Consider the following 25082-nt stretch of genomic DNA (forward strand, 5'->3'; position numbering starts at 1 on the left):
CGGCTCGGGGATACTAAATCGGTGGGGGCAGTGTTCCGACTGTCATGGAGCGTCGTCCTGCCGCTGAAGCTCCAGCACCCGGTTGCGTCCCTGTTCGGCGACCAGGTAACGGCCCGGAGAAATCTCGACGATGGTCTGCGGCGAGCGGAGGTGAGAGAGCACGGTGCTGAGCCTGCCCTGAGGGCTGAGTAGCAGTACGCGGGCCATGTGGGTGGCATCTTCGGTGACCCACAGGCCGTCCTGGTTGCAGAGCAGGAAGCCGGGTTCGCGCAGGCCGTCGAGTACGACCGGGTCGCGGCCATCCGCGTGCAGTTCGCGCACATGGCCGAAGGTCTTTTCGCTGTAGTACATGCGGCCATCGGGGCAGGACGCTATGGCCTCGGCCTCATCCAGGCCGCTGCGCAGCGTGGTGATGCTGTCCGTTTCCGGGTCGTAGCGCAGCAGTCGGCCGTCTCCGTGGCGGTCTTCGATGGCATAGAGGAAGTGCCCGTCGCTGGCCAGGCCCTCGACGCTGTCGGCACTGAAAAGCTGCCGGGTGCCCAGGTCGTTCATCCAGAGGACAGGGTGTTCACCCTGTTCCTGGCTGAAGGCCACGCCACCGCGATAGCGCACCATGCCGTCGGGTTTGGACAGGCCGGACTCCACCGCATGGCGCCGGTCGCCAGGTCCGGCATGGAGTATGCGGCCTTTGCCATCCTGCAGTTCCTGGCTGATGTAGAGTCCGCCCCGGCCATCGGGCAGGAGCGCGCTGACGCGTTCGATATCGTCCAGGAACAGCTTGTAGCGCCAGCCTTCGGACGCGCTGGCCGGATACAGGTGATGCCAGGCGGGAATACCGGCGCCCAGCAACAGGAGCAGGGCGAATGCGGTCAGCAGCCAGCGTGCGGCGGCGCGATCGAGCAGCAGCGAAAGCGCTTGCCCTCGTATACGGCGGCTCTTCGGAAAAGGGGAGCGGCGCCGAGGTAGCGGGGCAGTTTCTGCGGACATGGTGGACTCCTTCGATCAGGATGCCAGGCTGCGACGGGCCTCCGCCGCGCGAGCGGTCATCGCGGCTTTCCAGGCGGATAGGTCTTGCCGGAAGGCGAGGCAGCCTTGCACCGGCTTTAGAAAGTAGCTGAACAATCTGTCGCCCGCCCTGTATTGGCGAAGTCAAAAGCCCGTGAAAAAAATGTCATCGTCCCTTGCCGAGGTCCACGGAGAAGCAACTGCCCGAGTCCGGTATGGATTCCACGCGAACCGCCCAACCCTGTTGCTGGCAGATGCGTCGCACCAGCGACAGTCCCAAGCCCAGGCCCTCGCCGCGGGTCCGATGGCCTCGGACGAAGCTGTGGAAGATGCGTTCCTGTTCCTCCTCGGGGACGCCCTGGCCGCTGTCCTCGACACGGAAGCCGTCCGTCCCGAGTATCAGCCGCACCGCGCCCTGGTCGGTGTAATGCAGAGCATTGCGCAAGAGGTTCGACATCACCGTTCTCAACTGCGGGGCTTCGTAGCGACCCAGGGAGCTGCCTTCGTCGATGAGTGCGAAGGCCAGGCCCTTGGCCTGGAAATGGGGCGCCCACTGGCGGTATTGCTCGGCCGCCAGTTTGTTCAGGGAGACGCTGTCCGCCAATCCCTCGTTTTCCTGGCCGGCCCTGGCCAGCCGCAGGAAGGTCTGTACCAGGTCGTGCATGTCGGCGCTGGCTCGGGCGATGCGGTCCAGCTGGGCACGCTCGCTGCCGGACAGGCCGGGTGAACCCAGCAGGAGCTCGCAGGAGGTGGCGATCACCATCAGCGGCGTACGCAGTTCGTGACTGACGTCGCTGGTGAACAGCCGCTCGCGCTCCAGCGAATGGCGGAGCTGGCCCAGGGTTTCGTCGAAGGCCGCCGCCAGCCAACCCACTTCGTCGTCCGGGTAGTCGGGGGCGAGCCTTGGCGCCATGGGCAGCAGCTGATCGCGATGTCGTACCTGCTGGGCCAGGCGCCGAAGGGGTGTCATCACTCGATGGGCCAGCAGGCGCCCGAGTCCCCAGGCACCGAAAACGCTGAGCAGAAAGCCGGCCAGGACCACGTCGAACAGCGCCCGCTCACGGGCCTCGAACTCATGCTGTTCCTTGACCAGCACGTCTTCGTGTCTGTCGTGGCTGCGCTTGAAGACGTAATAGGCCTCGTCGCCATCGATCACCTCCGAGAAACCTTCGGGCAGTCCGGCGAAGCGCGGCGGCAATGCGTCCCGTCCGGCATGGGAGCTGAAGAAACGGGTACTGGCATCGATGCGTGCTGCCTCGCCGTGCCTGAGCTCTTCGTCGATTGCGAAATCCAGCTCGCGGCCCAGCTCCTCGGAGACCAGGTGCTCCTCGATGAAGTGCACGATGGCGACGATCCCCAGGGAAAAGGTGCCGCTGACGATCAGGGTCATCAGCACGAAGGCTAAGGTGATCCGCCGCTCCAGCGGTTGCTTGCCGCCCATGACGGGGCCCTAGATCCCGGCGACGGCGGCGCCGTCGGCGCGGCAGGGGGCGAACAGGTCCAGGCCTTCCTTGTATTCGTCGGTCTGCACTTGCAGCAGGCCGAGTACCGAGTGGAAGAAGTTGTCCTGGCTCAGCGGCTTGTCGCGCTCCTTGCCCAGGCAGCCGGTGTCCAGGGCGAAATCCTTGCGGTAGCTGTCGGAGAACCAGGTGAGCATGGCCACGTGCTTCTGCTGGTCGGGGGCCAGCATGTACGGCGTGCCATGCAGGAACAGGTTGTATTCGCCCAGGGACTCGCCGTGGTCGGCGATATAGAGCATGGCGGTGTCGACCTTGTCCTGGTTCTTGCGCAGCAGGTCCACCAGCTTCGACAGCACGTAGTCGGTGTAGACCAGGGTGTTGTCGTAGGCGTTGATGATGCTTTGCTGGCTGCAATCGTTCAGGGCGGCGCTGTCGCACACCGGGGTGAACTTCTCGAAGCGCTTGGGATAGCGCTTGGCATAGTCCGGGCCGTGGCTGCCCATCTGGTGCAGGACCAGCACGGCGTCGTCCTTGAGGTTGTCGATGTAGGCCTGCAAGTCCTTCAACAGGATTTCGTCGTGGCATTCGCCGCCGCTGCAGAGCACCGGGTCTTTCTGGTGGCTGAGGTTTTCCTGCCCGACTCGGTCACAGGTGCCTTTGCAGCCGGACTGGTTGTCGCGCCAGGTCACGGCGAGGCCGGCGTGCTTGAGCACATCGAGCAAGCCTTCCTGGCTGCGCGCCTGGGCGGCGTCGTAGGTGCCGCGCCCCATGTTGGAGAACATGCAGGGTACGGAAACGGCGGTTTCGGTGCCGCAGGAGCGCACGTTCCTGAAAGCGGTGACGCCTTGTTGGCCTTTGAGCAGCGGCGTGGTATCGCGGCCATAGCCCAGGATGCCGAAGTTCTCGGCCCGTGCGCTTTCACCGATCACCAGCACGGTCAGCGACTTGCGCTGGTGATCCTTCCAGGCCGCCGCCTTCCGGGCGTCGGTGCCGATCTGGTGCAGGGGCTCCTTGGCGACCGCCAGTTGCTCGCGCAGGTAGCCATAGGACGCGTTCAGGTAGTTGCTGGGAACGACCAGCAGACGCAGCTCGTGGTGATTGCGGAACAACGAGGCAAGCCCCTGGTAGTTGGTCAGGGCCACGACCCCGAGCAGCGCTACCGAGCCGGCCGCCAGGGCCAGTTTGCCCAGCAGTTCGCGACGCAGCGGCTGGTGGCGGACCGGGAGCTTCCACAGCAACCAGCTGGGCAGCACACCGAGGATCAGGATGAACAGCAGCAGCTTGAACGAGAGCAGGTCCCGCACTTCGTTGACGTCGGTCTCCGCGACGTTGCGCAGCATGTTGGCGTCGATCATCACGCCGTACTGGCTCATGAAGTAGGTGACACCGGAGCTGACGAGGAAGAGGAGGATCAGCACCGGCTTGAACACCCAGCGGAACGACACCAGGGCCAGCACGAACGTGAATACGGCCAGCACCAGGGCACCGAACGCCATGCCCATGCCAAGGCCTCCGGCATCCGCCGGGACGATGGAGAAGAGGTGCTGCCAGAGTGGCAGGTTGTAGAGGGACAGCAGCAGGAGGCCGCTGAGGAAGGCGAGACTTTCGGGGCGTAAGGAAATGCGTTTGAACATCGGGCCGCTCACTTGGACGACGTATCCCTCATGGATAGGGCGCCGAGGATAGGAACGGCGGAATCAAGGATTCGTGAAAAAAGCCTCGGGAAATTGTTGGGTGTGTGAAAGGACCGTCAGCGCGGACATCGCTTCGCGGCGCTGCAGGCGCGGGAGCCAGCGACAGGTCCAGGCTCTACGAACCTGGACCTGTCGGCACGAACGCAGGCGTGGACGGCAGGACGGCCCCGCAGGGCGGCAAGGGCGAGGTTTCGCTGCACAGGTCACACCTGCGGGGCGCGGGCCTACTGCCTGGCGAGTTCAGGTTCGACCTTCACGTACTCCAGTTGCAGGCGCGCGCTGCTCCAGGCGCGGATTTCATTGGTCAGGGCCAGGTCGTCGTTCAGCTTGCGGCCGTAGGAGGGAATGATTGCCTTCAGGCGGGCCTGCCACTCGGGGCTTCGGACCTTGTCCCCGAAGGTCTTCTCCAGCACGTTGAGCATGATGGGCGCGGCGGTGGAGGCACCCGGCGAGGCGCCCAGCAGGGCGGCGATGCTGCCGTCGGCGGAGGCCACCACTTCGGTGCCGAACTGCAGGATGCCGCCCTTGTCGGCGTCCTTCTTGATCACCTGCACGCGCTGGCCGGCGGTCAGCAGTTCCCAGTCCTCGTCCTTCGCGTCCGGGAAGTACTCACGCAGCTCGTGCATGCGGTCGGCCTGGCTCAGCATCAGCTGGCCCATGAGGTAGGTGCTCAGCGGCAGGTTGTCGAGTCCGGCGTGGGTCATGGGGCCGATGTTGTCGGTGGTCAGGGCGCTGAACATGTCCAGCAGCGAGCCGTTCTTCAGGGATTTGGTGGAAAAGGTGGCGAAGGGTCCGAACAACAGCACCTTCTGGCCGTCGATCACACGGGTGTCCAGGTGCGGCACGGACATCGGCGGCGAGCCCACCGAGGCCTTTCCGTAGAGCTTGGCCTGGTGTTGCGCGACGACGTCGGGGTTGCGGGTCACCAGGAACTGGCCGCCCACCGGGAAGCCGGCGTAACCCTCCGCCTCCGGAATGCCGGACTTCTGCAGCAGCTTGAGGGCGCCACCGCCGGCGCCGATGAAGACGAAGCGGGCCTTCACGCGGGACTCCGCCTCATTGTTGCCCAGGTCGGCGAGGGTGACGGTCCAGGTGCCGTCGTCGTTGCGCTGGAGATCACGCACTTCGTGCTTGAGCTTCAGGCGCACCTTGTCGCTCCTGGACAGGGAGTCGATCAACTGGCGGGTGATCTCGCCGAAGTTGACGTCTGTGCCGATGGACATGCGGGTGGCGGCGACCTTCTGGTCGGCGGCGCGGCCGTTCATCGCCAGGGGCACCCACTGGGCGATCCGGGCGTGGTCCTCGGAGTACTCCATGCCACGGAACAGGGCGCTGTGCTGCAGCGCGGCGTGGCGTTTCTTCAGGAAGGCGACGTTGTCGTCACCCCAGACGAAGCTCATGTGGGGCACGGCGTTGATGAAGGACCTTGGCTCGCTGAGCACGCCGCGCTCGACCTGGTAGGCCCAGAACTGCTTGGAGATCTCGAAGGATTCGGCAATGCCGATGGCCTTGCTGATGTCGATGCCGCCATCGGCGGTTTCCGGCGTGTAGTTCAGCTCGCAGAAGGCCGAGTGACCGGTGCCGGCGTTGTTCCAGGGGTTGGAGCTTTCCGCCGCGACCTGGTCCAGTCGTTCGTAGATGTCGAGGGTCCAGCCCGGCTCCAGCTCATGGAGGTAGGTGCCGAGGCTGGCGCTCATGATGCCGGCGCCGATCAGCACGACGTCGACGGTTTTCTCCGGTTCCGGCTGCTTGGCGCAGCCCAGCATGGCAAGGCAGATGAACCCTAGGAGGAGTTTCTTCATGTGGGGGGAGTCCCTTTGCTTTTTTCTTGAAAGGGCGGTGCGTAGGCAAAGGGCGTGCCGAAACGGGTGAAACGATTGATCTGGCGTGTTACGGGGCTTTGATGCGATTGGACGGGCGGATTTCCGCCCCCGGCGACCCTTATCGGCGCGATCGGGGGCGGAATTTCGCCACCCTCACTCGGAGCGCTTCAGGCGAAAACGACACACCTGTCCCTGGCGCACCATGCACTCCAGGTGTTCCACCTCGCCGCCGCCAAGGGTCCCGATCAGTGCCAGGTCCAGTTCACAGACCTCTGGGTGGGTCGCCGCCAGATGGTGAAAGACGCAGTTGTGGGCGACGATTTCCGGCGTCCCGCTGGAGCGGAAGAACACCTCGGCCTCGTAACCCGCCTGGTTCATATGGCTGGCGATGCGTGTCTCGTCCACCACCTGGCGCTCCATTTCCGCCGCCAGGCGACGGCCAAGTCCTCGCATCATGTGCAGCAGCGCTTCGCGGCCGATGAGGGCGGCGACCTCGCCGATCAGCAGGTCGGCCAGTAGCTGGTACTGCCGGGGGAACAGCTCCCGGCCGCGCGGACTGAGCACATAGAGTTGCTCGGGCCGGCGGCCGGTGGGCCGCGTTTCGCCCCGCAGGATCAGCCCGTCGCGTTCCAGCGTGGCCAGGTGCTGGCGGATCGCCGTGCGCGTCACCGAGAGGTGATTGGCCAGCTCGTCGATGCTCATGCCCCCCGCCTGGTAGAGCAGGGCGCCAAGCAGGTCCTGTTGGGTGCGTCCCATTCCTTGAAGCATTCGGCTACCTCGAAAGACCCGGTCAGAACGTGTCGGGGAACTGCTTGACCAGCGCTGCCGTCAGGGTGTCGGCCAGTACCAGCATATGCGAGCGCATGGCGCCCCAGGTGACGGCTTCGCCGCTGAAGTCAGCCTTGGCCAGTTGATCGATCTGTGCCACATGGTGGCCGCCGTGGGCCTGGAGCATGCCGACCAGCGCGTCCTTCGGCAGGTAGGGGTTGGCGCCGGCGAGAAAATCGGCGATGGCCCCGGCATTGCGGGTCAAGTCGTCCACGGCGGTTGTCCTGGCGGCGGCGTCCTTCGCCAGGGTCGCGTTGCTGTATTGCTTCACCGCGCCCCAGTGGCCGGCCAGCAGCTTCAGCAACTGGTCCGCTGCCGGCTGGCCGTAGAGCGGAGCGATGCTGTTGGCGATGGCCGTGGCGTTGGCGACCACGCCATCGGCCGCCGCCCGGGCCTGTTCGGGGCGGCCCGATTGGTTGGCGATGACATAGTTCCGGACCCAGAAGATGTGCTCTACCCAGAGATCACGCTGCGCCAGGCGGGTGGAGAGGGCGCTGCCGTCCTGGGCGGTCGCCGCCTGAACCAGGGCCGGCCAGGCGATGGGTTGGAGGAGTACGAGCAGCAGCGTCAAGACCAGTGCCTTGAGTTTCATGGCGGAACCCTCTTGGAGTGGATTGCCCTACAAGGTCAATTAAAGCATAAAAATATGTCTTTATTGGTCTTGTGGAAGATTCCGCCGAACGGTCCTTCCGATAGGCCCTCCGCGCGTTGCAGCAGGGGCCGACCTGGTCAATCGCGATCCGGCGCGCCCAGGGGGAACAGCGGCCGATAGGGGCGGGCCTCGTCCACCGCGCGAGCGAAGGAGGGGCGGTCCAGCAAGCGGCTGCGGTAGCTGCGGAGATGGCCGAAGGTGCCGTCGATCGGATGCACCCAGTCGGCATAGAACAGGGCCGGTGCAGCGGCGCAGTCCGCCAGGCTGAATTCGTCGCCCGCCGCCCAGGTGTGGCCGGCGAGCCGGTCGTCGAGCCAGGCGTAGCTGCGTTGCAGCAGCGCCCTGGCTTCCTCCACGCCGAAGCGGTCGCGCTGGTCCTCCGGCCTCAGCCGGTCGAGTACCGGTTTCTGGGCGGGCGTCATCACGTAGAGGTCGAAGAAGCGGTCCAGCATCCGCACCTCCAGGGCGGCATCCGGGGCATCGGGGATCAGCCGCACCGGACCGGCATGATGCCGCTGCAGGTACTCGATGATGATGCTGGACTCCATGACCGTGCGCTCGCCGTCCAGCAGCAGTGGAAATCGCTGGAGTGGCCAGAGCCGCTGGAACTCGGCAAGGGCTTCGGCGTTCTCCGCGGACAGCAGGCGCAACCGGAAGGGCGTGTCGTTCTCATAGAGGGCGATCAGCACCTTCTGGCAGTAGGACGAGAAGGGGTGGGCGAAGAGTTGCAGGGACATGGACGGCTCCGGGATCAGGGAATTCGTGGGCGGGGCGTTCGACCTCGGCGGGACCGACGGCGCAGCGTCGGCCGCGACGCCGGGTCGCTGTCCTGAGAGGAGTGTCGTAGAGACGGCTCAGGTCGCAAGTGGCTGACTGACAGCTGGTTGCAAGGATCGCTCGTTATCCTCGTGCCGTCCGGCGCTACCCGTGCCTGGCGATGTTCTCCCTCTTGCGCGGTTCCACGGAGGCCCCGGGTCACGAGCCCGGGGCCGGCCGTCCTTCGGCCCGGATCAATCGTCCCGGGTCAGCACTTCCAGCAACTCGATCTCGAACAGCAGGTTGGAGTTGGGCTTGATGTGCTCGCCGATCTGGCGTTCGCCGTAGGCCAGGTGGGCGGGGACGTACAGCCGGCGCTTGCCGCCCACCCTCATCCCCATGAGACCGATGTCCCACCCCTTGATCACGCGACGGGTGCCGATGACGCACTGGAACGGCTTGCCACGGCTGTAGGACGAGTCGAACTCGGTGCCATCTTCCAGGGTGCCCCGGTACTGGGTGGTGATCAGGGCGCCCTTGACCACCTCCTTGCCGGTGCCCAGTTGGATGTCGGTGATCTGCAATTCGTCGCTCATGGAGGCTCCTGGGTTGATTGGCCGGGACGGCCTGTCGCGGGCAGCCTTTTCGCAGGATTCGGGTGCGATGGCAAGCCGCCGTCGGGTCGATTGCCTGCCGTCATCGTGCAACCTGCACGGCGATTTTGCCGGAGATCGTGCAGCTTGCCGGTCGCCTGCTGCCGCTGATCATTCCAAGTGATTGATCGTCATGATTTTTTTATTTTCGGAAGGCTGGCACGCGGCCTGCTGGGAATCAGGTCCCATCCTCTTGAATGGAGTGTCCCGGATGAAGCTTCCCTTTACCGCCTTCTTCGAGGCCTTCCCGCAACACCGGGTAACCGTCGCCCCGCGACCGGACGGTTCGCTGCTGCTGACCCTGGAGGGCCCGGACGGCCTGTGCTTCAGCAAGGCGATCGACCGCGAGGCCCTGTACAGCGAGGCACGGGTCAGCCAGGCGATCCGCGAGGTGCAACGGGATCTCAAGCTGGATGCGGGAGAGGTGCACTGGCGTGACCCGGGTGTCGACTGGGTCAGTCGCGAGCTGCCGACCTATGGTGGGGGACCCTTGCAGGAAACCGCCGCCAAGACGCTGGTGGCGCGGCGCAAGGCCGAGCTCAAGCGCCGCGCGCGGGCTTCGGCCTAGTTGCCCCTCGGGTAACGACCGCCTGCGGGTTCGCGCTGAAGCAAAAAAAGGGTTCATCGCGGATTATCGGGGAAATCCTGTTCACACTGGATTGGCGATTTTGCGTGGCGCCCTCACCAACTCCCAGTCTGCGGATACCGCCCTCTCCCCCGCCCCTCTCCCAGAAGAGGAGAGGGGTGACTCGCGCCGGCAGGGGACCAGTCATCCTGCAGCGCAAACCGATCTGAAACCAGGCGAAGAAGATGACGCCGCGCGAAGTGCCCCGTCAGGAGGCCGAGCGGAGTCGTCGTGCAGGGCCATGGATGGCCCCTAGCGTCGTTAATCTGCGCTGGACCAAAAAAAGCCCCGCGGCGAGGGACCCGACCGCGGGGCGAGGAGCCGACCGGGGGGCGGTCGGGCAAGGGAAACACTCAGGCCCGGGGCTGCCAGCCGCCGCCCAGGGCCTTGTAGATGGCGACGATGCCGCTGTAGAGCTCCACTTCGGCCTGGGCCTGGGCGTCTTCGGCGGCCAGGCGCTCGCGTTCGGCGTCCAGCAGCACGAGGAAGTCCACGGTGCCTTCGCGGTAGCGCACGGCGGCCTGTTCGGCGGCGGCGCGGGTGGCTTCCGACTGGCGTACCAGGGACACCAGGCGTTGCTGGCGCTTGGCGTAGTCGCTGAAGGCGTTCTCGGATTCCTCCAGGGCGAGCAGCACCTGCTGCTCATAGCCGGCCAGGGCGCCTTCGGCGTCGGCTTCGGCGCCGCGCAGGCGGGCGCGGACGCTGCCCAGGTCGAAGGCGGCCCAGCTGATGGTGGGCGCCACGCCCCAGGCGCGGGCGGCGGAGGAGCCGATCTGCGAGCCGCGCCCGGCGGTGAAGCCGAGGAAGCCGGAGAGGCTGACGCGGGGGAAGAGGTCGACCGTGGCGACGCCGACATTGGCGGTGGCGGCCGCCAGCTGGCGCTCGGCGGAGCGCACGTCCGGGCGGCGTCGCAGCAGTTCGGCGGGGTCGCCGATGGGCAGGGCCTTGGCGATCACCGGAAGCGGCTTGGGCGAGAGGTCCAGGGTCAGTTGCTCCGGGCGCTGGCCGAGCAGGGTGGCGATGCGGTTCCGGGCGCGGGCCTCGATGGCCTGCAGTTGCGGCAGGCTGGCTTCGGTGGCGGCCAGGCGGCCGTCGGCGCGCAGCACGTCCAGCTCGCTGCCGACGCCGGCATCACGCAGTTGCTCGGTGAGCGCACGGGATTCCTGCTGGTTCTTCAGGTTCTCCCGGGCGATGCCTTCGCGCAGTTGGGCGCCGCGCAGGGTGCCGTAGGCGTCCACCAGCTCGGCGATCAGGCTGACCTGCAACTGTTGCAGGTCGGCTTCGGCGGCCTCGGCTTGCGCGTCGCTGGCTTCGATCTGCCGCTGGATGCGGCCGAACAGGTCCAGTTCCCAGGCCATGTCCAGGCCCAGGTCGTAGCGCTCGCTGTTGACCCGCTGCTCCGTGATGCCCGGCTGCTGGCCCTTGCCGATCTCGGCGCTGGCGCCGGCGGTGATCACCGGCAACTGGTCGTTGCCGACATCGTCGCGGATGGCGCGAGCGGCCTGGAGGCGCGAGAAGGCGATGCGCAGTTCGCGGTTCTCCCGCAGCGACGCCTCCACCAGCTGGTTAAGGGTCGGGTCCTCGAACTGCTGCCACCAGAGGCTCTCGAAACGGGCGCGATCGACCTTCGCGGCCTCGGCCGAGGCGAGCCTGGCTGGCGCGCTCTCGGGGGCCTTGTAGTCGGGACCCACGGCGCAGGCGCTCAAAGCAAGGGCCAGCAGGGCAGGGGCGAAAGCCTTGGCGAGGCTGTAGGAGCGAGCTCTGCTCGCGAACTGAACGCCCGAGGAGCTTCGCGAGCAGAGCTCGCTCCCACGAAGGGTGCGCAGCGGGTTCATGCATGTACCTCAATCTGGTTGGCTTGGGCCTTGCGGGCTTCGCGCTTTTCCACGAAGCCACGGATCAGGACATAGAACACCGGGGTCAGCAGCAGGCCGAAGAAGGTCACGCCGATCATCCCGCTGAACACCGCGACGCCCATGGCATGGCGCATCTCGGCGCCGGCGCCGGAGGACAGCACCAGGGGCACCACGCCCATGATGAAGGCGATGGAGGTCATCAGGATCGGGCGCAGACGCAGGCGGCAGGCTTCGAGGACGGCGGCGACGCGGTCCAGGCCTTCTTCCTGTTTCTCCTTGGCGAACTCGACGATGAGGATGGCGTTCTTGCACGCCAGGCCTACCAGTACGATCAGGCCGATCTGGGTGAAGATGTTGTTGTCGCTGCCGGCGAGGATCACCCCGACGATGGCCGAGAACAGCACGGTCGGCACGATCAGGATCACCGCCAGCGGCAGGCTCCAGCTCTCGTACTGGGCGGCCAGCACCAGGAAGGCCAGCAGCACGCAGAGCGGGAAGATGAACACGGCGGTGTTGCCGGCGAGGATCTGCTGGTAGGTCAGGTCCGTCCATTCATAGGTCATGCCGTTGGGCAGTTCTTCCTTCAGCAGCCTGGCGATCGCCGCTTCGGCCTGGCCCGAGCTGTAGCCCGGTGCCGCGGCGCCGTTGATCTCGGCGGTGATGAAGCCGTTGTAGTGCATCACGCGGTCGGGGCCGGAGCTGTTCTCCACCTTGACGAAGGTGGACAGCGGGATCATTTCGCCACGGTTGTTGCGCACCTTCAGCTGGCCGATCTGCTCGGGCTCCAGGCGGAACTGCTGGTCGGCCTGGACGTTGACCTGGTAGGTGCGGCCGAAGCGGTTGAAGTCGTTGGCATACAGCGAGCCCAGGTACACCTGCATGGTGTCGAAGATGTCGCTGATGGCCACGCCGTGGGTCTTGGCCTTCTCGCGGTCGATGGCGGCATCCACCTGGGGCACGTTGACCTGGTAGCTGGTGAACACCGACATGGGGTTCAGCTCCGGCAACTGGCGCGCCTTGGCGATGACGTTCTGGGTCTGCTTGTACAGCTCCTCGTAACCCAGGTTGCCGCGATCCTCCACCTGCAGGCGGAAGCCGCCGATGGTGCCGAGGCCCTGGACGGGCGGCGGCGGGAAGATGGCGATGTAGGCGTCCTGGATTTCCGCGAACTGCTTGTTCAGCTCGGCGGCGATGGCGCCGGCGGACATGCTCGGGTCCTTGCGTTCATCGAAGGGCTTGAGCGGGGTGAACACGATGCCGCTGTTGGGGCTGTTGGTGAAGCCGTTGATGGACAGGCCGGGGAAGGCCACGGTGTTCTCCACGCCCGGGTGCTTGGCGGCGATCTCGGACATGCGCTTGATCACGGCCTCGGTGCGGTCGAGGGTGGCGGCGTCCGGCAGTTGGGCGAAGGCCACCAGGTACTGCTTGTCCTGCTGCGGCACGAAGCCGGTGGGGGTGCTGGAGAAGCCCAGGTAGCCCAGCACCAGCAAGCCGCCGTAGACCAGCATGGCGATGCTGCTGCCGCGCAGCACGCGGCGCACGGTGCCGACATAGCCCTTGCCGGCGCGGTCGAAGAAGCGGTTGAAGGGACCGAACAGCCAGCCGCCGAACAGCCTGTCGAGCACGCGGGAGAAACGGTCCTTGGGCGCGTGGTGGTCCTTCAGCAGCACGGCGGCCAGCGCCGGCGACAGGGTCAGGGAGTTGAAGGCCGAGATCACCGTGGAGATGGCGATGGTCAGCGCGAACTGCTGGTAGAACTGGCCGGTGAGGCCGGAGATGAAGGCGGTGGGCACGAACACGGCGCAGAGCACCAGGGCGGTGGCGACGATGGGGCCGGTCACTTCCTTCATGGCCTGGCGGGTGGCCTCAACCGGCGACTTGCCGAGGCCGATGTTCCGCTCGACGTTCTCCACCACCACGATGGCGTCGTCCACCACGATGCCGATGGCCAGCACCAGGCCGAACAGCGACAGGGCGTTGAGGGAGAAGCCGAACAGGTGCATCACCGCGAAGGTGCCGATCAGCGACACCGGCACGGCCGCCAGCGGGATGATGGACGCGCGCCAGGTCTGCAGGAACAGGATCACCACCAGCACCACCAGCACGATCGCTTCGAGCAGGGTGTGCACCACCGCCTCGATGGAGCCACGGACGAAGATGGTGGGGTCATAGACGATTTCGTAGTCCATGCCCTGGGGGAAGTTCTGCTTCAGCTCGGCCATGCGCTCGCGGACGGCGTCGGAGATCTCGATGGCGTTGGAACCGGGGCGCTGGAACACCGGGATGGCCACGGCCGGCTGGTTGTTCAGCAGCGAGCGCAGGGCGTACTGGTTGGAACCCAGTTCGACCCGGGCGATGTCCTTCAGGCGGGTGATCTCGCCGTCGTAGCCGGCACGGATGATGATGTTCTCGAACTCTTCCTCGGTGACCAGGCGGCCCTGTGTGTTGATGGAGAGCTGGAAGCTGTTGCCAGCATCCGACGGCGGCGCGCCGAGGGCGCCGGCGGCGACCTGGCGGTTCTGCTCGCGGATGGCGTTGACCACGTCGGTGGCGGTGAGGTTGCGCGAGGCCACCTTGTTCGGGTCGAGCCAGACGCGCAGGGAATAGTTGCCCATGCCGAACAGCTGCACGTCGCCCACGCCGTCCAGGCGCGCCAACTCGTCCTTGACGTTGAGCGCGGCGTAGTTGGACAGGTAGAGCATGTCGTAGCGGTTATCCGGCGAGGTCAGGTGCACCACCATGGTCAGGTCCGGGGAGGCCTTGTCCACGGTCACGCCGAGCCGCTGCACCTCGGTGGGCAGGGTCGGCATGGTGCGGGTGACGCGGTTCTGCACCTGCACCTGGGCGTTGTCCAGGTCGGTACCCAGGGCGAAGGTGATGGTCAGGGTCAGCTTGCCGTCGTTGGTAGCCTGGGAGGACATGTAGAGCATGCCTTCCACGCCGACGATGGCCTGCTCCAGCGGCGAGGCCACGGTCTCGCCGATCACCTTGGGGTTGGCGCCGGGGAAGTTGGCGCGCACGACCACGGTGGGCGGGACCACTTCCGGGTATTCGCTGATGGGCAGCTGGAACAGGGAGATGGCGCCGCCGATCAGGACCAGCAGCGACAGCACGGCGGCGAAGATCGGCCGCGAGATGAAGAATTGCGAAAAGTTCATCGGATGGTCCTCGGGCTCCGGTGCGCAGGGCGCACCCCACGTTGGGGTAGGGTGCGCCGCGCGCACCAGGCGTCTTGTCAGCCGCGTGGCTTGCCGTTGTTGATGTCTTGCCGGGCGACGCGCGGGGCGTCGCGGCCTTCCACGGAGCGGCGCAGCCGGTCCAGCTGGGCGAGGGTGTCGTCGCTGGCCATGGGCACGGCCTGCGGGTCTACCAGGGCGCCGGGCATGGCGCGCTGCAGGCCGTTGACCACGATCTTCTCGCCCTTGGCCAGGCCGCTGCGGACGATGCGCAGCCCTTCCAGCTTCGGCCCCAGCTCGATGGGGCGGTAGTTGACCTTGTTGTCCTCACCGAGGACCAGGACGAACTTCTTGCCCAGGTCAGTACCTATGGCTTCGTCCTTGATCAGCGCGGCCGGGTAGGTCTCGCTGCCCACCAGCTTGATGCGGGCGTAGAGGCCGGGGGTGAAGCGGCCGTCGGTGTTGTCGAACACCGCGCGGCCCCGGATGGTGCCGGTGCGCGGATTGACCTGGTTGTCGAGGAAGTCCAGCTGGCCCAGGTGCGGATTGCCTTCTTCGCTGGACAGGCCCATGTACACCGGGCTGGCGGCACGGGTGTCGGTGCCGGCCTTGCGCGCCAGTTCCACGTACTTGAGGAAGGCGCGCTCGTCGGCGTCGAAGTAGGCGTAGACCTTGTCGGTGGAGACCACCGAGGTGAGCAGCGACTGGCCGGCGTTCACCAGGTTGCCCTCGGTGATCTCGGCGCGGCTGACGCGGCCGTCGATGGGCGCGGTGACACGGGTGAAGCTGAGGTTGAGGCGGGCATTGTCCAGCTCCGCCTGGGTGGCGGCGACGGCGGCCTGGGCCTCGGCGGCGGCGCTGGTGCGGGCGTCGGCCAGTTCGGCGGAGATGGCGTTGCTCTGGCGCAGGCGCTCGCCACGGCGGGCCTCGTTGACCGCGCGGGTCTGGCTGGCGCGGGCTTGCTGCAACTGCGCCTCCAGGCGTTTCACTTCCGCCTGGAAGGGGCGCGGGTCGATCTGGAAGAGCAGGTCACCCTTCTTCACCAGGCTGCCCTCGTGGAAGGCCACCTGGTCGATGTAGCCGGATACGCGCGGGCGGATCTCGACGGATTCGGGGGCTTCCAGGCGGCCGGTGAATTCGTCCCACTCGTTGAGGGGCTGCTCGATCACCTCGGCAACGCTGACCTTGGGTGCTGCCTGGTTGAGTCCTGCCTCCGGTGCCTTGCCGCAGGCCGCCAGCACCACCGCCGCCGCAAGGGCCAGGGGGTAACGCCAGAGATTCTTGTGAAGTGCTTCCATGGGACAGCTCCGCCAATTGGTTTCATGAATGGGCGGAGTCTGCGTGCGCGAGTTCGATCAGACGAATCGAACACCCTGAAAATGACTATCACTGGAAGTGATTGAGACGGGTAGTCACTACGCGGCTTTCGTAGCCCGGAAGGATTCCGGGAAAAGCCGCCGCCCTGGCGAACGAACGCGCCGCAGGGCACGGGTTGGGGGCCTGTGGCGTTACTCGAGGCTGTCCGGGTCGCCGCAGTACATCTGGATGCGGGAACGCAGCCAACGCTCGGCGGGGTCGTTGTCCTGGGCGCCGCGCCAGGCCATGGACAGCTCGAAGGACTGGGTGGGCAGGGGGGGATCTTCCGCCCGCAGGCCGCCGGCGGCGGTCAGGGCGGCGGCCGTGTAGTCCGGCACCATGGCCACCAGGTCGGTGCCGGCGAGCAGCGTGCCGAGGCCGTTGAACTGGGGCACCGCCAGTACCACCCGGCGCTGGCGGCCCTGCTTGGCCAGTTCCTCGTCGACGAAACCCTGCAGGTCGCCGGCGAAGGACACCAGGGCGTGGGGCCGTGCGCAATAGTCGTCCAGGCTCAGGGCCCCGGGAATCGCGTCGGCCCGCAGCAGCCTGGGCTTGGAGCGGCGCAGGGTCTTGCGCTTGGCATTGGCCGGCAGTTCGTCGGTGTAGCTGACGCCCACGGAGATTTCGCCGGAGGCCAGCAGGTTGGGCATCAGCAGGTAGTTGGTGCGGCGCACCACCAGCACCACCCCGGGCGCTTCGGCCCGCAGCCGGCGGAGCAGGGCGGGCAGCAGGGCGAACTCCACGTCATCGGACAGGCCGATGCGGAACACCGCGGTGCTGGTGGCCGGGTCGAAGTCCGCCGCCCGGCTCACGGCGGTGGAGATGGAATCCAGCGCCGGCGAAAGCAGGGCGAAGATCTCCACGGCGCGGGCGGTGGGCTCCATGCTCCGGCCGGTGCGGACGAAAAGCGGGTCGTCGAAGAGGTTCCGCAGGCGAGCCAGGGCGGCGCTGATGGCGGGTTGGCCGAGGAACAGCTTTTCCGCCGCGCGCGTCACGCTACGCTCATGCATCAGCGTTTCGAAGACGATCAGCAGGTTGAGGTCAACTCTTCGCAGGTCGTTTCGGTTCATGGAATCTTCCGTAATTAACGTGTGAAAGGTGCAGTTCCCGTGTCCGATCGTCAAGGCTCGCATCATCGCCATTTATGACAACTATCAACGGCCACGGGTGGTTTTGTGGATAAAGCCCGGATAGAGTCCGTGGCTATGAAAGAGTCACAGGCGAGGTATGTGATGTCCCGCATGATCCGTTTTCACCAGTTCGGCGGCCCCGAAGTCCTCCAACTGGAAGAGGTACCGACCCCCGTACCCGGTCCGGGCGAAGTGCTGGTGCGCACCCAGGCGCTGGGCGTGGGCTGGAAGGACGTGCTCTGGCGGCAGAACCTGGCGGCCGAGCAGCCGACCCAGCTACCGTCCGGCCTCGGTTTCGAGATGGCCGGCGTGGTGGAAGCCGTTGGCGCGGGCGTCGACGACCTTGCCGTGGGCACCCCCGTGGCCAGCTTCCCGGCCAGCACGCCGAACCGTTACCCGGCCTGGGGCGATCGGGTGCTGATGCCGCGCAATGGCCTGGTGGCCTACCCCGACAGCCTGACGCCGGTCGAGGCGGCGATTCACTACACGCCGACGCTGCTGGCGTACTTCGCGCTGGTGGACCTGGGCAACCTGAAGCCGGGCCAGCACGTGCTGGTCACCGAGGCCGGCCATTGCCTGGCGCCCCAGACGGTTCAACTGGCCAAGGCCCTGGGCGCCAAGGTGATCGCGTCCACCACCTACCCGGAGAGCCGCGCTTTCCTCAAGGAACTGGGCGCCGACAAGATCATCGTCACCGAGGAGCAGGACCTGGTCCTGGAGGTGGAGCGCTTCACCCAGGGCAAGGGGGTCGAGGTGGTCCTCGACCAGTGCGCCGGCCAGCAGATGAAGCTGCTGGGCGACGTCGCCGCGCCACGCGGCAAGCTGATCCTCTATGGGGTCAACGGTGGCAACGATGCCGCGTTCCCGGCGTGCGCCGCGTTCAAGAAGCATCTGCAGTTCTTCCGTCATTGCGTGCTCGACTTCACCGGTTCGCCGGAGATCGGCATCGAGGCCAATGAGGCTTCGGTGAAACGGGCGCTGGACCATATCAACCAGTTGACCCGTGACCGGTTGCTGAAACCGCCGGTGGATCGCGTGTTCGCCTTCGAGGACTTCGTCGAGGCCAACCGCCATATGGAGACCTGTCCGCCAGGGGGTCGCGTCGTCATCAAGGTGACTGATTGACGAGGAAAGGGCCGGGACTTGTCCCGGCCTTTTTCGTTCGATTGTCGATGGGAGGCAGTGTGCGCCCCCGGCGCATCGCGTCGATAGTCGATTTCTGCTGGATTGTTGCCTGATCCTCTTCGGCTCGCCCCGCAGGCGAGACGACTGGGCAAGCCACGGGTAGAGTTGCCTCATCCGTTGCAAAGGTTGTAACCATGAATGCAGAAGCTCCCATCGCTCCCGTGGAGCCTGATCTCGCCGCGCGCCAGCAGCAGGAGCTGGTGCAGACCATTGAACGATTCGCCAGGGAAGACGGTTCTTCCGAGACCGCGGTTCCGGGCCTGATGCTCTTTCGCACCTCCCGGCCCAGCGAACCGTTGCACTGCCTCTACGAGCCGGCCCTGGGGCTGGTGGTGCAGGGGCGCAAGAAGGTCCTGCTGGGCGAGGAAACCTACTACTACGGGCCCTCCCAGTTCCTCATGGTGTCGGTGGATGTGCCGGTGATCGGCCAGGTGATCGAGGCCAGCGTCGACGTGCCTTACCTCAGCCTGCGCCTTGACCTGGACCCCAAGGAGATCAGCGCCTTGCTGATGGACCTGGACGCGCCGTCGCAGACGGCCAGGCCCTGTCCCCGCTGCGTGATGGTCAACGACCTGGAGGCGCCCCTTCGAGATGCCGTGTTGCGGCTGCTGCGGCTGCTCGACACCCCGGAAGACATCCCGGTGCTGTTGCCGCTGATCCGGCGGGAGATCCTCTACCGCCTGCTGCGGGGCAGCTACGGCGCGCAGTTGCGACAGATGGCCAGCACCGGCAGCCAGGGACACCGCATCGGTCGCGCGGTGAACTGGCTGCGGCAGAACTTCCACCAGCCGCTGCAGATCGAGCGGCTGGCGCGTGAGGTGAACATGAGCACCTCGGCGCTGCACCACCATTTCAAGGCGGTCACGGCCATGAGCCCCCTGCAGTTCCAGAAGCAACTGCGGCTGCAGGAAGCGCGCCGGCTGATGCTGGTGGAGTCGCTGGACGCCGCCAGCGCCGGGGGCAGGGTGGGCTACGAGAGCCCCTCGCAGTTCAGCCGCGAGTACAGCCGACTGTTCGGCGCACCGCCGCTGCGGGACATCGCCCGGCTGCGCCAGTCGGCGTGAAGCGTCCCGATCGGGGCGCACCGGTCCATCATTGCAGTTCCGCTTTTTCCACGTGCCGATCGGCCTGGCCGCCCGGCTCTCCCTGAACCATCCCGACAGAGGTGGTGTGACTGATGATTACCCTGAACCTGAATGGCAAGGACCACGAACTCGACGTGCCGGCCGACATGCCGCTGCTGTGGGCGTTGCGCGACGTCGCCAACCTGACCGGTACCAAGTATGGCTGTGGCATGGCGCTGTGCGGCGCCTGCACCGTGCATGTGGACGGCCAGCCCACGCGCTCCTGCGTCACCCCGGTGTCCGTCGTGGCGGGCAAGAAGATCACCACCGTCGAGGCGGTGGGCCAGGACCCGGTGGGCGAGGCGGTGCAGGCCGCCTGGCGCCGGCTGGATGTGGTGCAGTGCGGTTATTGCCAGTCCGGGCAGATCATGTCGGCCACGGCGCTGCTCAAGGGCAATCCCAGGCCCAGCGATGCGGACATCGATGCGGCCATGAGCGGCAATATCTGCCGCTGCGCCACCTACGTGCGGATCCGCGCCGCCATCCACGAAGCCGCCGGCAACCTGGCCTGAGGAGACTCGACATGGGCAAGTTCGAATCCCGATTCCGCCCTGAGGGCGGCATTCTCAACCTCAGCCGCCGAGGCTTCCTCAAAGGCACCGGCGGCCTGGCCCTCGGGGTGGTCTTCGCGCCCCTGCTCAAGGGTGGCGAGGCGCTGGCGGCTGCAGGCGATGCCTTCGTCCCCAACGCCTTCGTGCGCCTGGGGACCGATGGCAGCGTCACCGTGCTCGCCAAGCATGTGGAAATGGGGCAGGGCACCTACACCGGGCTCGCCACCCTGTTGGCCGAGGAGCTGGACGCCGACTGGAACCAGGTGCGGGTGGAAGGCGCGCCGGCCAACGCGGCCCTGTACAACAACCTGGCCTTCGGCCCCATCCAGGGCACGGGCGGCAGCAACGCCATGGCCAACTCCTGGGAACAGATGCGCAAGGCCGGAGCCAGCGCCCGCGCCATGCTGGTGAGCGCCGCCGCCGAGCGCTGGAAGGTGCCGGCGTCGGAGATCGGCGTCAGCCAGGGCGTCGTGAGCCATGCCGCCTCCGGTCGCAAGGCCGGTTTCGGTGAGCTGGCGGAGGCCGCATCGCGGCAGGCGGTGCCCGCCGAGGTGAAGCTGAAGACGCCGGATCAGTTCGTGCTGATCGGCAGGGAGCGCCTGTCTCGCCGCGACAGCCAGGACAAGACCGATGGCACCGCCGTCTTTACCCAGGACTTCAAGCTGCCCGGGATGCTGGTGGCCGTGGTGGCCTACCCGAAGCGTTTCGGGGCGGTGCCGGCCAAGGTCGATTCGAGCAAGGCCAAGGCGGTCGCCGGGGTGGTGGAGGTGGTGGAGTTCACCGATACGCCCCACGGCCGCGCGGGTGTCGCGGTGCTGGCGACCAATACCTGGGCGGCGCGCCAGGGACGCGACGCACTGGTGGTGGAGTGGGACGAGAGCCGTGCCTTCAAGCTGGGCAGTGCGGAGATCTTCGCGCGCTACCGCGAGGCGGCGGGCAAGGCGGGTGCTGTCGCGGGCAAGCAGGGCGACATCAGCACGGCGATGGCCCAGCCGGCGACCCTGATCGAGGCGGACTTCGAGTTCCCCTATCTCGCCCACGCGGCGATGGAGCCCATGAACTGCCTGGTGAAGATCTCCGCCGGGCAATGCGATATCTGGAACGGCGAGCAGTTCCAGACCGTGGACCAGCTGTCGATCGCCAAGTACCTCGGCATTCCGGTGGAGAAGGTCAGCCTGACCCAGCTCTATGCCGGCGGCAGCTTCGGGCGCCGCGCCAATCCCCGTTCCGACTACCTGCTGGAGGCGGTGGCCATCACCAAGGCGGCGCGCGCCAAGGGGCATGACGTGCCGGTGAAGCTGGTCTGGACCCGCGAGGACGATACCCATGCGGGCTTCTTCCGGCCGTTGTTCCTGCATCGCGCGAAGCTGGCGCTGGACGCCGAGGGCAACCTCCAGGGCTGGCACCAGCGCCTCGTCGGCCAATCCATCCTCAAGGGCTCGCCCTTCGAGGGCGTGATGGCCAAGGAGGGCATTGACCCCACCTCGGTCGAGGGCGTGGCCAACCTGTCCTACGCGGTGCCGAACCTGCTGGTGGAGCTGCACAGCCCGGATGACATCGGCGTGCCCGTGCAGTGGTGGCGCTCGGTGGGCCATACCCACACCGCCTACTCGGTGGAGACCCTGATCGACCAGGCGGCCACCACCGCCGGAAAGGACCCCTATGAGTACCGCAGGGCGCTGCTGGGCAAGCATCCTCGCCACCTCGGCGTGTTGCAGCTGGCGGCCGAGAAGGCCGGCTGGAGCCAGCCGCTCAAGGCGGGCGCGGAGGGCGAGAAGCGTGGACGGGGCATTGCCGTGCATGAGTCCTTCGGCTCCTACGTCGCCCAGGTGGCGGAGGTCACGGTGAAGGCGGATGGCAGCTATCGGGTGGATCGCGTGGTGTGCGCCGTGGATTGCGGCGTGGCCATCAATCCGGATGTGATCCGGGCGCAGATGGAAGGGGGGATAGGTTTCGGGCTGGCCGCGGCCCTGCATGGGGCCATCACCCTCAAGGACGGTGTGGTGGAGCAGTCCAACTTCCACGACTTCCAGGTGCTGCGGATCAACGAAATGCCCGTGGTGGAGGTGCATATCCTGCCGTCGGCGGAGGCGCCTACCGGCGTTGGCGAGCCTGGCGTGCCACCGCTCGCGCCTGCGCTGGGCAATGCGCTGCATGCAGCCGTGGGGCAGCGTTTCTACAGCCTGCCGTTGCCCCGTCAGCTGAAGCTGGCCTGAGTCAGGCGGCCTGGGCGGCGCAGATCAGCTCACGCAAGGCCTTGCGCTCGGAAGCGGGCGTCGGGGCCCGGCGTACGGCGAGGCTGCCGTCCTCCAGGCTGACCGCCACCTCGGTTTCGAAGTGCAGGCGCAGGTCATCGAGGGTCACGTGGGTGACCTGGTAGAGGCTGTCGTCGATCTGGGGATGGGCGGACATGGCGGCGGTCTCGTTCCGTTGGCCACAGGGCCGATGGAGCGATAGTGCCGCCGGGGCATCCAGCGCGGAATTGAAAGGGGCTGATGGTCGACATCATTCCCGTCGATGGCGCTCCGCCGCACTCCTGTCACTTGCTCAGCAGCACCGCCAGTTCATCGGCTTCCTCGGTCCAGTCGGAGTCCTGCTGCAGGGCATCCCGCAGGAAGGCGGACTGGGCGGCGTTCCAGAAGGGCGCGTCAGGCAGGGCCTGGCCCAGGGCCAGGCGATGGCCGGCGACGAAACGGTCGATCTCCGTCTTGCCGGAGGGCAGGCCGAGCTGGTCGAACAGGGCGCCCAGGCTGTGCTGGCTGGTATCCATGGTGTGGCCTCCGCGAGTGGGGGTGGATGAAAAAAGATCTCCATCGACTATAGACCCTGCGCTGGCCAGGGCCCTTGGATGGCAGCGCGTCGGCTGTTCGATCGGCCGGGTTGCGCCTGCCCCGCCCTTGGCTAGCCTCTGGAAAACCGGTGGTGATCGTGCGGCAACTCCCCGCCATTGGGGGCGAAATGGGCGCCAGGAGCGAGACAAGGCATTCCGCGCACAGCCCCCTGATGCTCGCGGCGGGGTACTGGCTGGCAGGGCTGGCGACCCTCTTCCTGATGGCCTGGGGCATGTTGCTGTACACCGGCCATACCTGATCGGACTGTGGAACCCGATGAGGGGCCACGGATCAAAGGCAGCGGGTCCGCATGTCTGGCGGACCGACCTCTAACGGAGCTACCCATGTCCCCATTGAAGAAACTCGCCCTCGTCGGCCTGGTGGCATTGCCCCTGGTTGGCTGCACCAAGGAAGAACCCATCGACCAGTCGGTGCTCTGTACCTACAGCACCGATGCCGAGGCCAAGCTCTGCAAGCCGGGCCAGATGTCCTGGTTCAAGGCGGGCAAGGCGATCAGCCAGGCGTTGCCCCTGAGCGTGGCGGCGGCTTACTGCGACTTCAACCATCCGGTCATGCACAACGAGGCGGGCGTGATCTGCGTCTTCACCGACAAGCGCCTGAGCCTGGTGAAGTAGGGGCTGCGCGGGCGGGGCACGCGCGGACCTGTCGTCGTAGGAGCCGGCTTGCCGGCGAAGGGTGCGAGCGGCTTCGCGGGCGTGTGCGGGGCTGGTGTCGTAGGAGCCGGCTTGCCGGCGAAGGGTGCGGACTATTTCGCGAGCGAGCTCGCTCCTACAAAAAAGAAGAAGGCGCCACTAGGGGCGCCTTCTGCCTTTCGAGGGGTGCATACATCGTGATTGCCTGCCTCTGAACGGTTGCGGAATCAGCTGATGCGGTTGGCGCCTACGCGGTCGGAGCCACCTTCAGCGATATCGAAGCCTTTGGTGCGGTCGGAACCGCCTTCGGCAACATCGAAGCCCTTGGTGCGGTCGGAGCCACCTTCAGCGACATCGAAGCCCTTGGTGCGGTCGGAACCACCTTCGGCGACATCGAAGGCCTTGGTGCGATCGGAGCCACCTTCGGCGACATCGAAGCCCTTGGTGCGGTCGGAACCACCTTCAGCGACATCGAAGCCCTTGGTGCGGTCGGAACCGCCTTCAGCGACATCGAAGCCCTTGGTGCGGTCGGAGCCACCTTCAGCGACATCGAAGCCCTTGGTGCGGTCGGAGCCACCTTCAGCGACATCGAAGCCCTTGGTGCGGTCGGAGCCACCTTCGGCGATATCGAAGCCCTTGGTGCGGTCGGAACCGCCTTCGGCTACGCGGTGGATCGAGGTGCGGTCGGAACCACCTTCAGCGACGGTGCCCTGGGGCAGGGCGAAAGCAGTGGCGGACAGGCTGGCGATGAACAGGCTGGCAAGGATTTGCTTTTTCATGACGGGCACCTCGGTGAGGAAGGGGTTGGAATTCGTCTACGGGGCCCATGTTACTGATGAGATTTCGATGAAGAAGTGATCCTCGCTGATGGTTGCCATCGATGTCGGTGATAGTTGTTTTAATCAAGATAAAACAACGGCTTATGAATAAGTCAGGGTCATTATCGCGCTGAGCTCAAGAGGCTTTTGCATGGATATTTATAATCGATAGGATCGATATATAAGCCTGATAGGCTGCGGCAATGGGCGGGGGTGTCGTGGCAATCATGGGCGCCGCAGCATGGGAGCTTGCGCGGCAAGCCCCGATCCAGAGGCCTTCCGTCACTGTTCGCGTTTTGCAAACACTGTTGTCGTCCTGCCTGGAATTGTTGCCGTCCGGCACCGCCCGTAAGGTTCATTCACCCACTACAACAACAAATGGTGAATGAGATGAGCACTGCCGCATTCCGCACCGTCTTCGGCTCGCTCGACGATTACCGCAAGGGGTCGATCGAGATCATCCAGGGCGAAGCCCGCCACTACGCCTTCTCCAACATCTTCGAGGTCGCCGACCAGTCCGCGCCCTATGAGAAGGTGGTGGTCGGCCTGAACCTCGGCTACGTGATCGAGACCCTGCGCGCCGACGGCCAATCCCCCTGGTACACCGCCGCCCACGATGAATTCGCCATCTCCGTCGACGGCGAGGTGCGGGTCGATTTCCTCAAACTGGACGAACCCCTGGTGGAGGGTGATGGCACCCGCCTGGCCGGCCCGCAGCCCAAGGGCCGTCCCATGGGCTACGTCCTGCTCAAGCGCGGTCACCAGGCGCTGCTGCCGGCCGGTTGCGCCTATCGCTTCGACAGCCCCCGCCCCGGCGTCCTGCTGGTGCAGACCATCCAGGGGCCCCTGTCGGTGGAGAAATGGGCGGATATCTGCCTGAAGTGACTGCCGCGCCCGCCAACCCGA

General features: G+C 66.3%; 23 protein-coding genes. 8 read left to right on the forward strand and 15 right to left on the reverse strand.

Going from position 1 to position 25082, the window contains the following annotated elements; translation table 11 throughout:
- Positions 1-42 precede the first annotated feature (42 nt).
- The 8 genes from KF707C_RS13055 to KF707C_RS13090 all read right to left on the reverse strand — a co-directional run bounded on the left by KF707C_RS13055 (position 43) and on the right by KF707C_RS13090 (position 8814).
- A complete protein-coding gene (locus KF707C_RS13055; RefSeq protein WP_003452164.1) occupies positions 43-987 on the reverse strand; it encodes an NHL repeat-containing protein in 945 nt (314 codons plus the stop codon).
- 184 nt (positions 988-1171) lie between these two features.
- The gene (locus tag KF707C_RS13060; RefSeq protein WP_003452166.1) at positions 1172-2446 is read right to left on the reverse strand and encodes a sensor histidine kinase; all 1275 of its coding nucleotides are present in this window, start codon (positions 2444-2446) and stop codon (positions 1172-1174) included.
- A 9-nt stretch (positions 2447-2455) separates the two neighbouring features.
- Entirely contained in the window at positions 2456-4099 is a 1644-nt protein-coding gene (locus KF707C_RS13065) for a phosphoethanolamine transferase (RefSeq protein WP_003452168.1), read from the reverse strand.
- 284 nt (positions 4100-4383) lie between these two features.
- Positions 4384-5961, reverse strand: coding sequence for a malate:quinone oxidoreductase (locus KF707C_RS13070; RefSeq protein WP_003452169.1), 1578 nt, complete (start codon positions 5959-5961; stop codon positions 4384-4386).
- 174 nt (positions 5962-6135) lie between these two features.
- Positions 6136-6750, reverse strand: a complete 615-nt coding sequence (locus KF707C_RS13075; protein WP_003452171.1) for a helix-turn-helix transcriptional regulator — start codon at positions 6748-6750, stop codon at positions 6136-6138.
- A gap of 22 nt (positions 6751-6772) precedes the next feature.
- Positions 6773-7402 (reverse strand): hypothetical protein, encoded by a 630-nt coding sequence (locus KF707C_RS13080; protein ID WP_003452173.1) that lies wholly within the window; start codon positions 7400-7402, stop codon positions 6773-6775.
- Between the two features lie 137 nt (positions 7403-7539).
- Positions 7540-8199 carry a glutathione S-transferase family protein gene (locus KF707C_RS13085; RefSeq protein WP_003452174.1) on the reverse strand — a complete coding sequence of 220 codons (660 nt, stop codon included), beginning with the start codon at positions 8197-8199 and terminating at the stop codon, positions 7540-7542.
- 273 nt (positions 8200-8472) lie between these two features.
- Entirely contained in the window at positions 8473-8814 is a 342-nt protein-coding gene (locus KF707C_RS13090) for an FKBP-type peptidyl-prolyl cis-trans isomerase (protein ID WP_003452176.1), read from the reverse strand.
- Between the two features lie 268 nt (positions 8815-9082).
- Here KF707C_RS13090 and KF707C_RS13095 point away from each other — a divergent pair, with 268 nt between their 5' ends.
- A complete protein-coding gene (locus KF707C_RS13095; RefSeq protein ID WP_003452178.1) occupies positions 9083-9439 on the forward strand; it encodes a DUF3509 domain-containing protein in 357 nt (118 codons plus the stop codon).
- A 410-nt stretch (positions 9440-9849) separates the two neighbouring features.
- Here the strand turns inward: KF707C_RS13095 and KF707C_RS13100 are convergent, their stop codons facing one another.
- From KF707C_RS13100 to KF707C_RS13115, 4 genes are all read right to left on the reverse strand, one after another.
- The gene (locus KF707C_RS13100) at positions 9850-11331 is read right to left on the reverse strand and encodes an efflux transporter outer membrane subunit (protein WP_231992317.1); all 1482 of its coding nucleotides are present in this window, start codon (positions 11329-11331) and stop codon (positions 9850-9852) included.
- Entirely contained in the window at positions 11328-14510 is a 3183-nt protein-coding gene (locus KF707C_RS13105) for an efflux RND transporter permease subunit (RefSeq protein WP_003449357.1), read from the reverse strand. The genes KF707C_RS13100 and KF707C_RS13105 overlap by 4 nt, the downstream gene beginning before the upstream one ends.
- A gap of 77 nt (positions 14511-14587) precedes the next feature.
- The gene (mexE, locus tag KF707C_RS13110; RefSeq protein ID WP_003449356.1) at positions 14588-15826 is read right to left on the reverse strand and encodes a multidrug efflux RND transporter periplasmic adaptor subunit MexE; all 1239 of its coding nucleotides are present in this window, start codon (positions 15824-15826) and stop codon (positions 14588-14590) included.
- Positions 15827-16036: 210 nt separating this feature from the next.
- Complete coding sequence (locus KF707C_RS13115) at positions 16037-16954, reverse strand: LysR family transcriptional regulator (protein WP_088193237.1); 918 nt, start codon at positions 16952-16954, stop codon at positions 16037-16039.
- Positions 16955-17116: 162 nt separating this feature from the next.
- Here KF707C_RS13115 and KF707C_RS13120 point away from each other — a divergent pair, with 162 nt between their 5' ends.
- From KF707C_RS13120 to KF707C_RS13135, 4 genes are all read left to right on the forward strand, one after another.
- Positions 17117-18139: a zinc-dependent alcohol dehydrogenase family protein gene (locus KF707C_RS13120; protein WP_003449352.1), complete on the forward strand. Its 1023-nt coding sequence runs from the start codon at positions 17117-17119 to the stop codon at positions 18137-18139.
- A 194-nt stretch (positions 18140-18333) separates the two neighbouring features.
- Positions 18334-19263: an AraC family transcriptional regulator gene (locus KF707C_RS13125; protein ID WP_003449351.1), complete on the forward strand. Its 930-nt coding sequence runs from the start codon at positions 18334-18336 to the stop codon at positions 19261-19263.
- 113 nt (positions 19264-19376) lie between these two features.
- Positions 19377-19835: a (2Fe-2S)-binding protein gene (locus KF707C_RS13130; RefSeq protein ID WP_003449349.1), complete on the forward strand. Its 459-nt coding sequence runs from the start codon at positions 19377-19379 to the stop codon at positions 19833-19835.
- Between the two features lie 11 nt (positions 19836-19846).
- Complete coding sequence (locus KF707C_RS13135) at positions 19847-22090, forward strand: xanthine dehydrogenase family protein molybdopterin-binding subunit (protein WP_003449346.1); 2244 nt, start codon at positions 19847-19849, stop codon at positions 22088-22090.
- A gap of 1 nt (position 22091) precedes the next feature.
- On the opposite strand, the gene ptrC is transcribed toward KF707C_RS13135, so the two are convergent.
- Together ptrC and KF707C_RS13145 are read right to left on the reverse strand one after the other, a co-directional pair.
- A complete protein-coding gene (gene ptrC / locus KF707C_RS13140; RefSeq protein WP_003449342.1) occupies positions 22092-22286 on the reverse strand; it encodes a type III secretion system co-regulatory protein PtrC in 195 nt (64 codons plus the stop codon).
- A 127-nt stretch (positions 22287-22413) separates the two neighbouring features.
- Entirely contained in the window at positions 22414-22644 is a 231-nt protein-coding gene (locus KF707C_RS13145) for a DUF2789 domain-containing protein (protein WP_003449340.1), read from the reverse strand.
- Between the two features lie 158 nt (positions 22645-22802).
- Between KF707C_RS13145 and KF707C_RS29330 the strand changes: the two genes are divergently transcribed.
- Complete coding sequence (locus KF707C_RS29330) at positions 22803-22964, forward strand: hypothetical protein (RefSeq protein ID WP_158526756.1); 162 nt, start codon at positions 22803-22805, stop codon at positions 22962-22964.
- Positions 22965-23049: 85 nt separating this feature from the next.
- Complete coding sequence (locus tag KF707C_RS13150; protein ID WP_003449337.1) at positions 23050-23340, forward strand: hypothetical protein; 291 nt, start codon at positions 23050-23052, stop codon at positions 23338-23340.
- 245 nt (positions 23341-23585) lie between these two features.
- On the opposite strand, the gene KF707C_RS13155 is transcribed toward KF707C_RS13150, so the two are convergent.
- Positions 23586-24137 carry a hypothetical protein gene (locus KF707C_RS13155; protein WP_096368029.1) on the reverse strand — a complete coding sequence of 184 codons (552 nt, stop codon included), beginning with the start codon at positions 24135-24137 and terminating at the stop codon, positions 23586-23588.
- Between the two features lie 429 nt (positions 24138-24566).
- Here KF707C_RS13155 and KF707C_RS13160 point away from each other — a divergent pair, with 429 nt between their 5' ends.
- Positions 24567-25061, forward strand: coding sequence for a cupin domain-containing protein (locus KF707C_RS13160; protein WP_036991063.1), 495 nt, complete (start codon positions 24567-24569; stop codon positions 25059-25061).
- Positions 25062-25082: the final 21 nt, after the last annotated feature.

Source organism: Pseudomonas furukawaii (genome assembly GCF_002355475.1).
In the GTDB taxonomy this organism is placed as follows: Bacteria; Pseudomonadota; Gammaproteobacteria; order Pseudomonadales; family Pseudomonadaceae; genus Metapseudomonas; species Metapseudomonas furukawaii.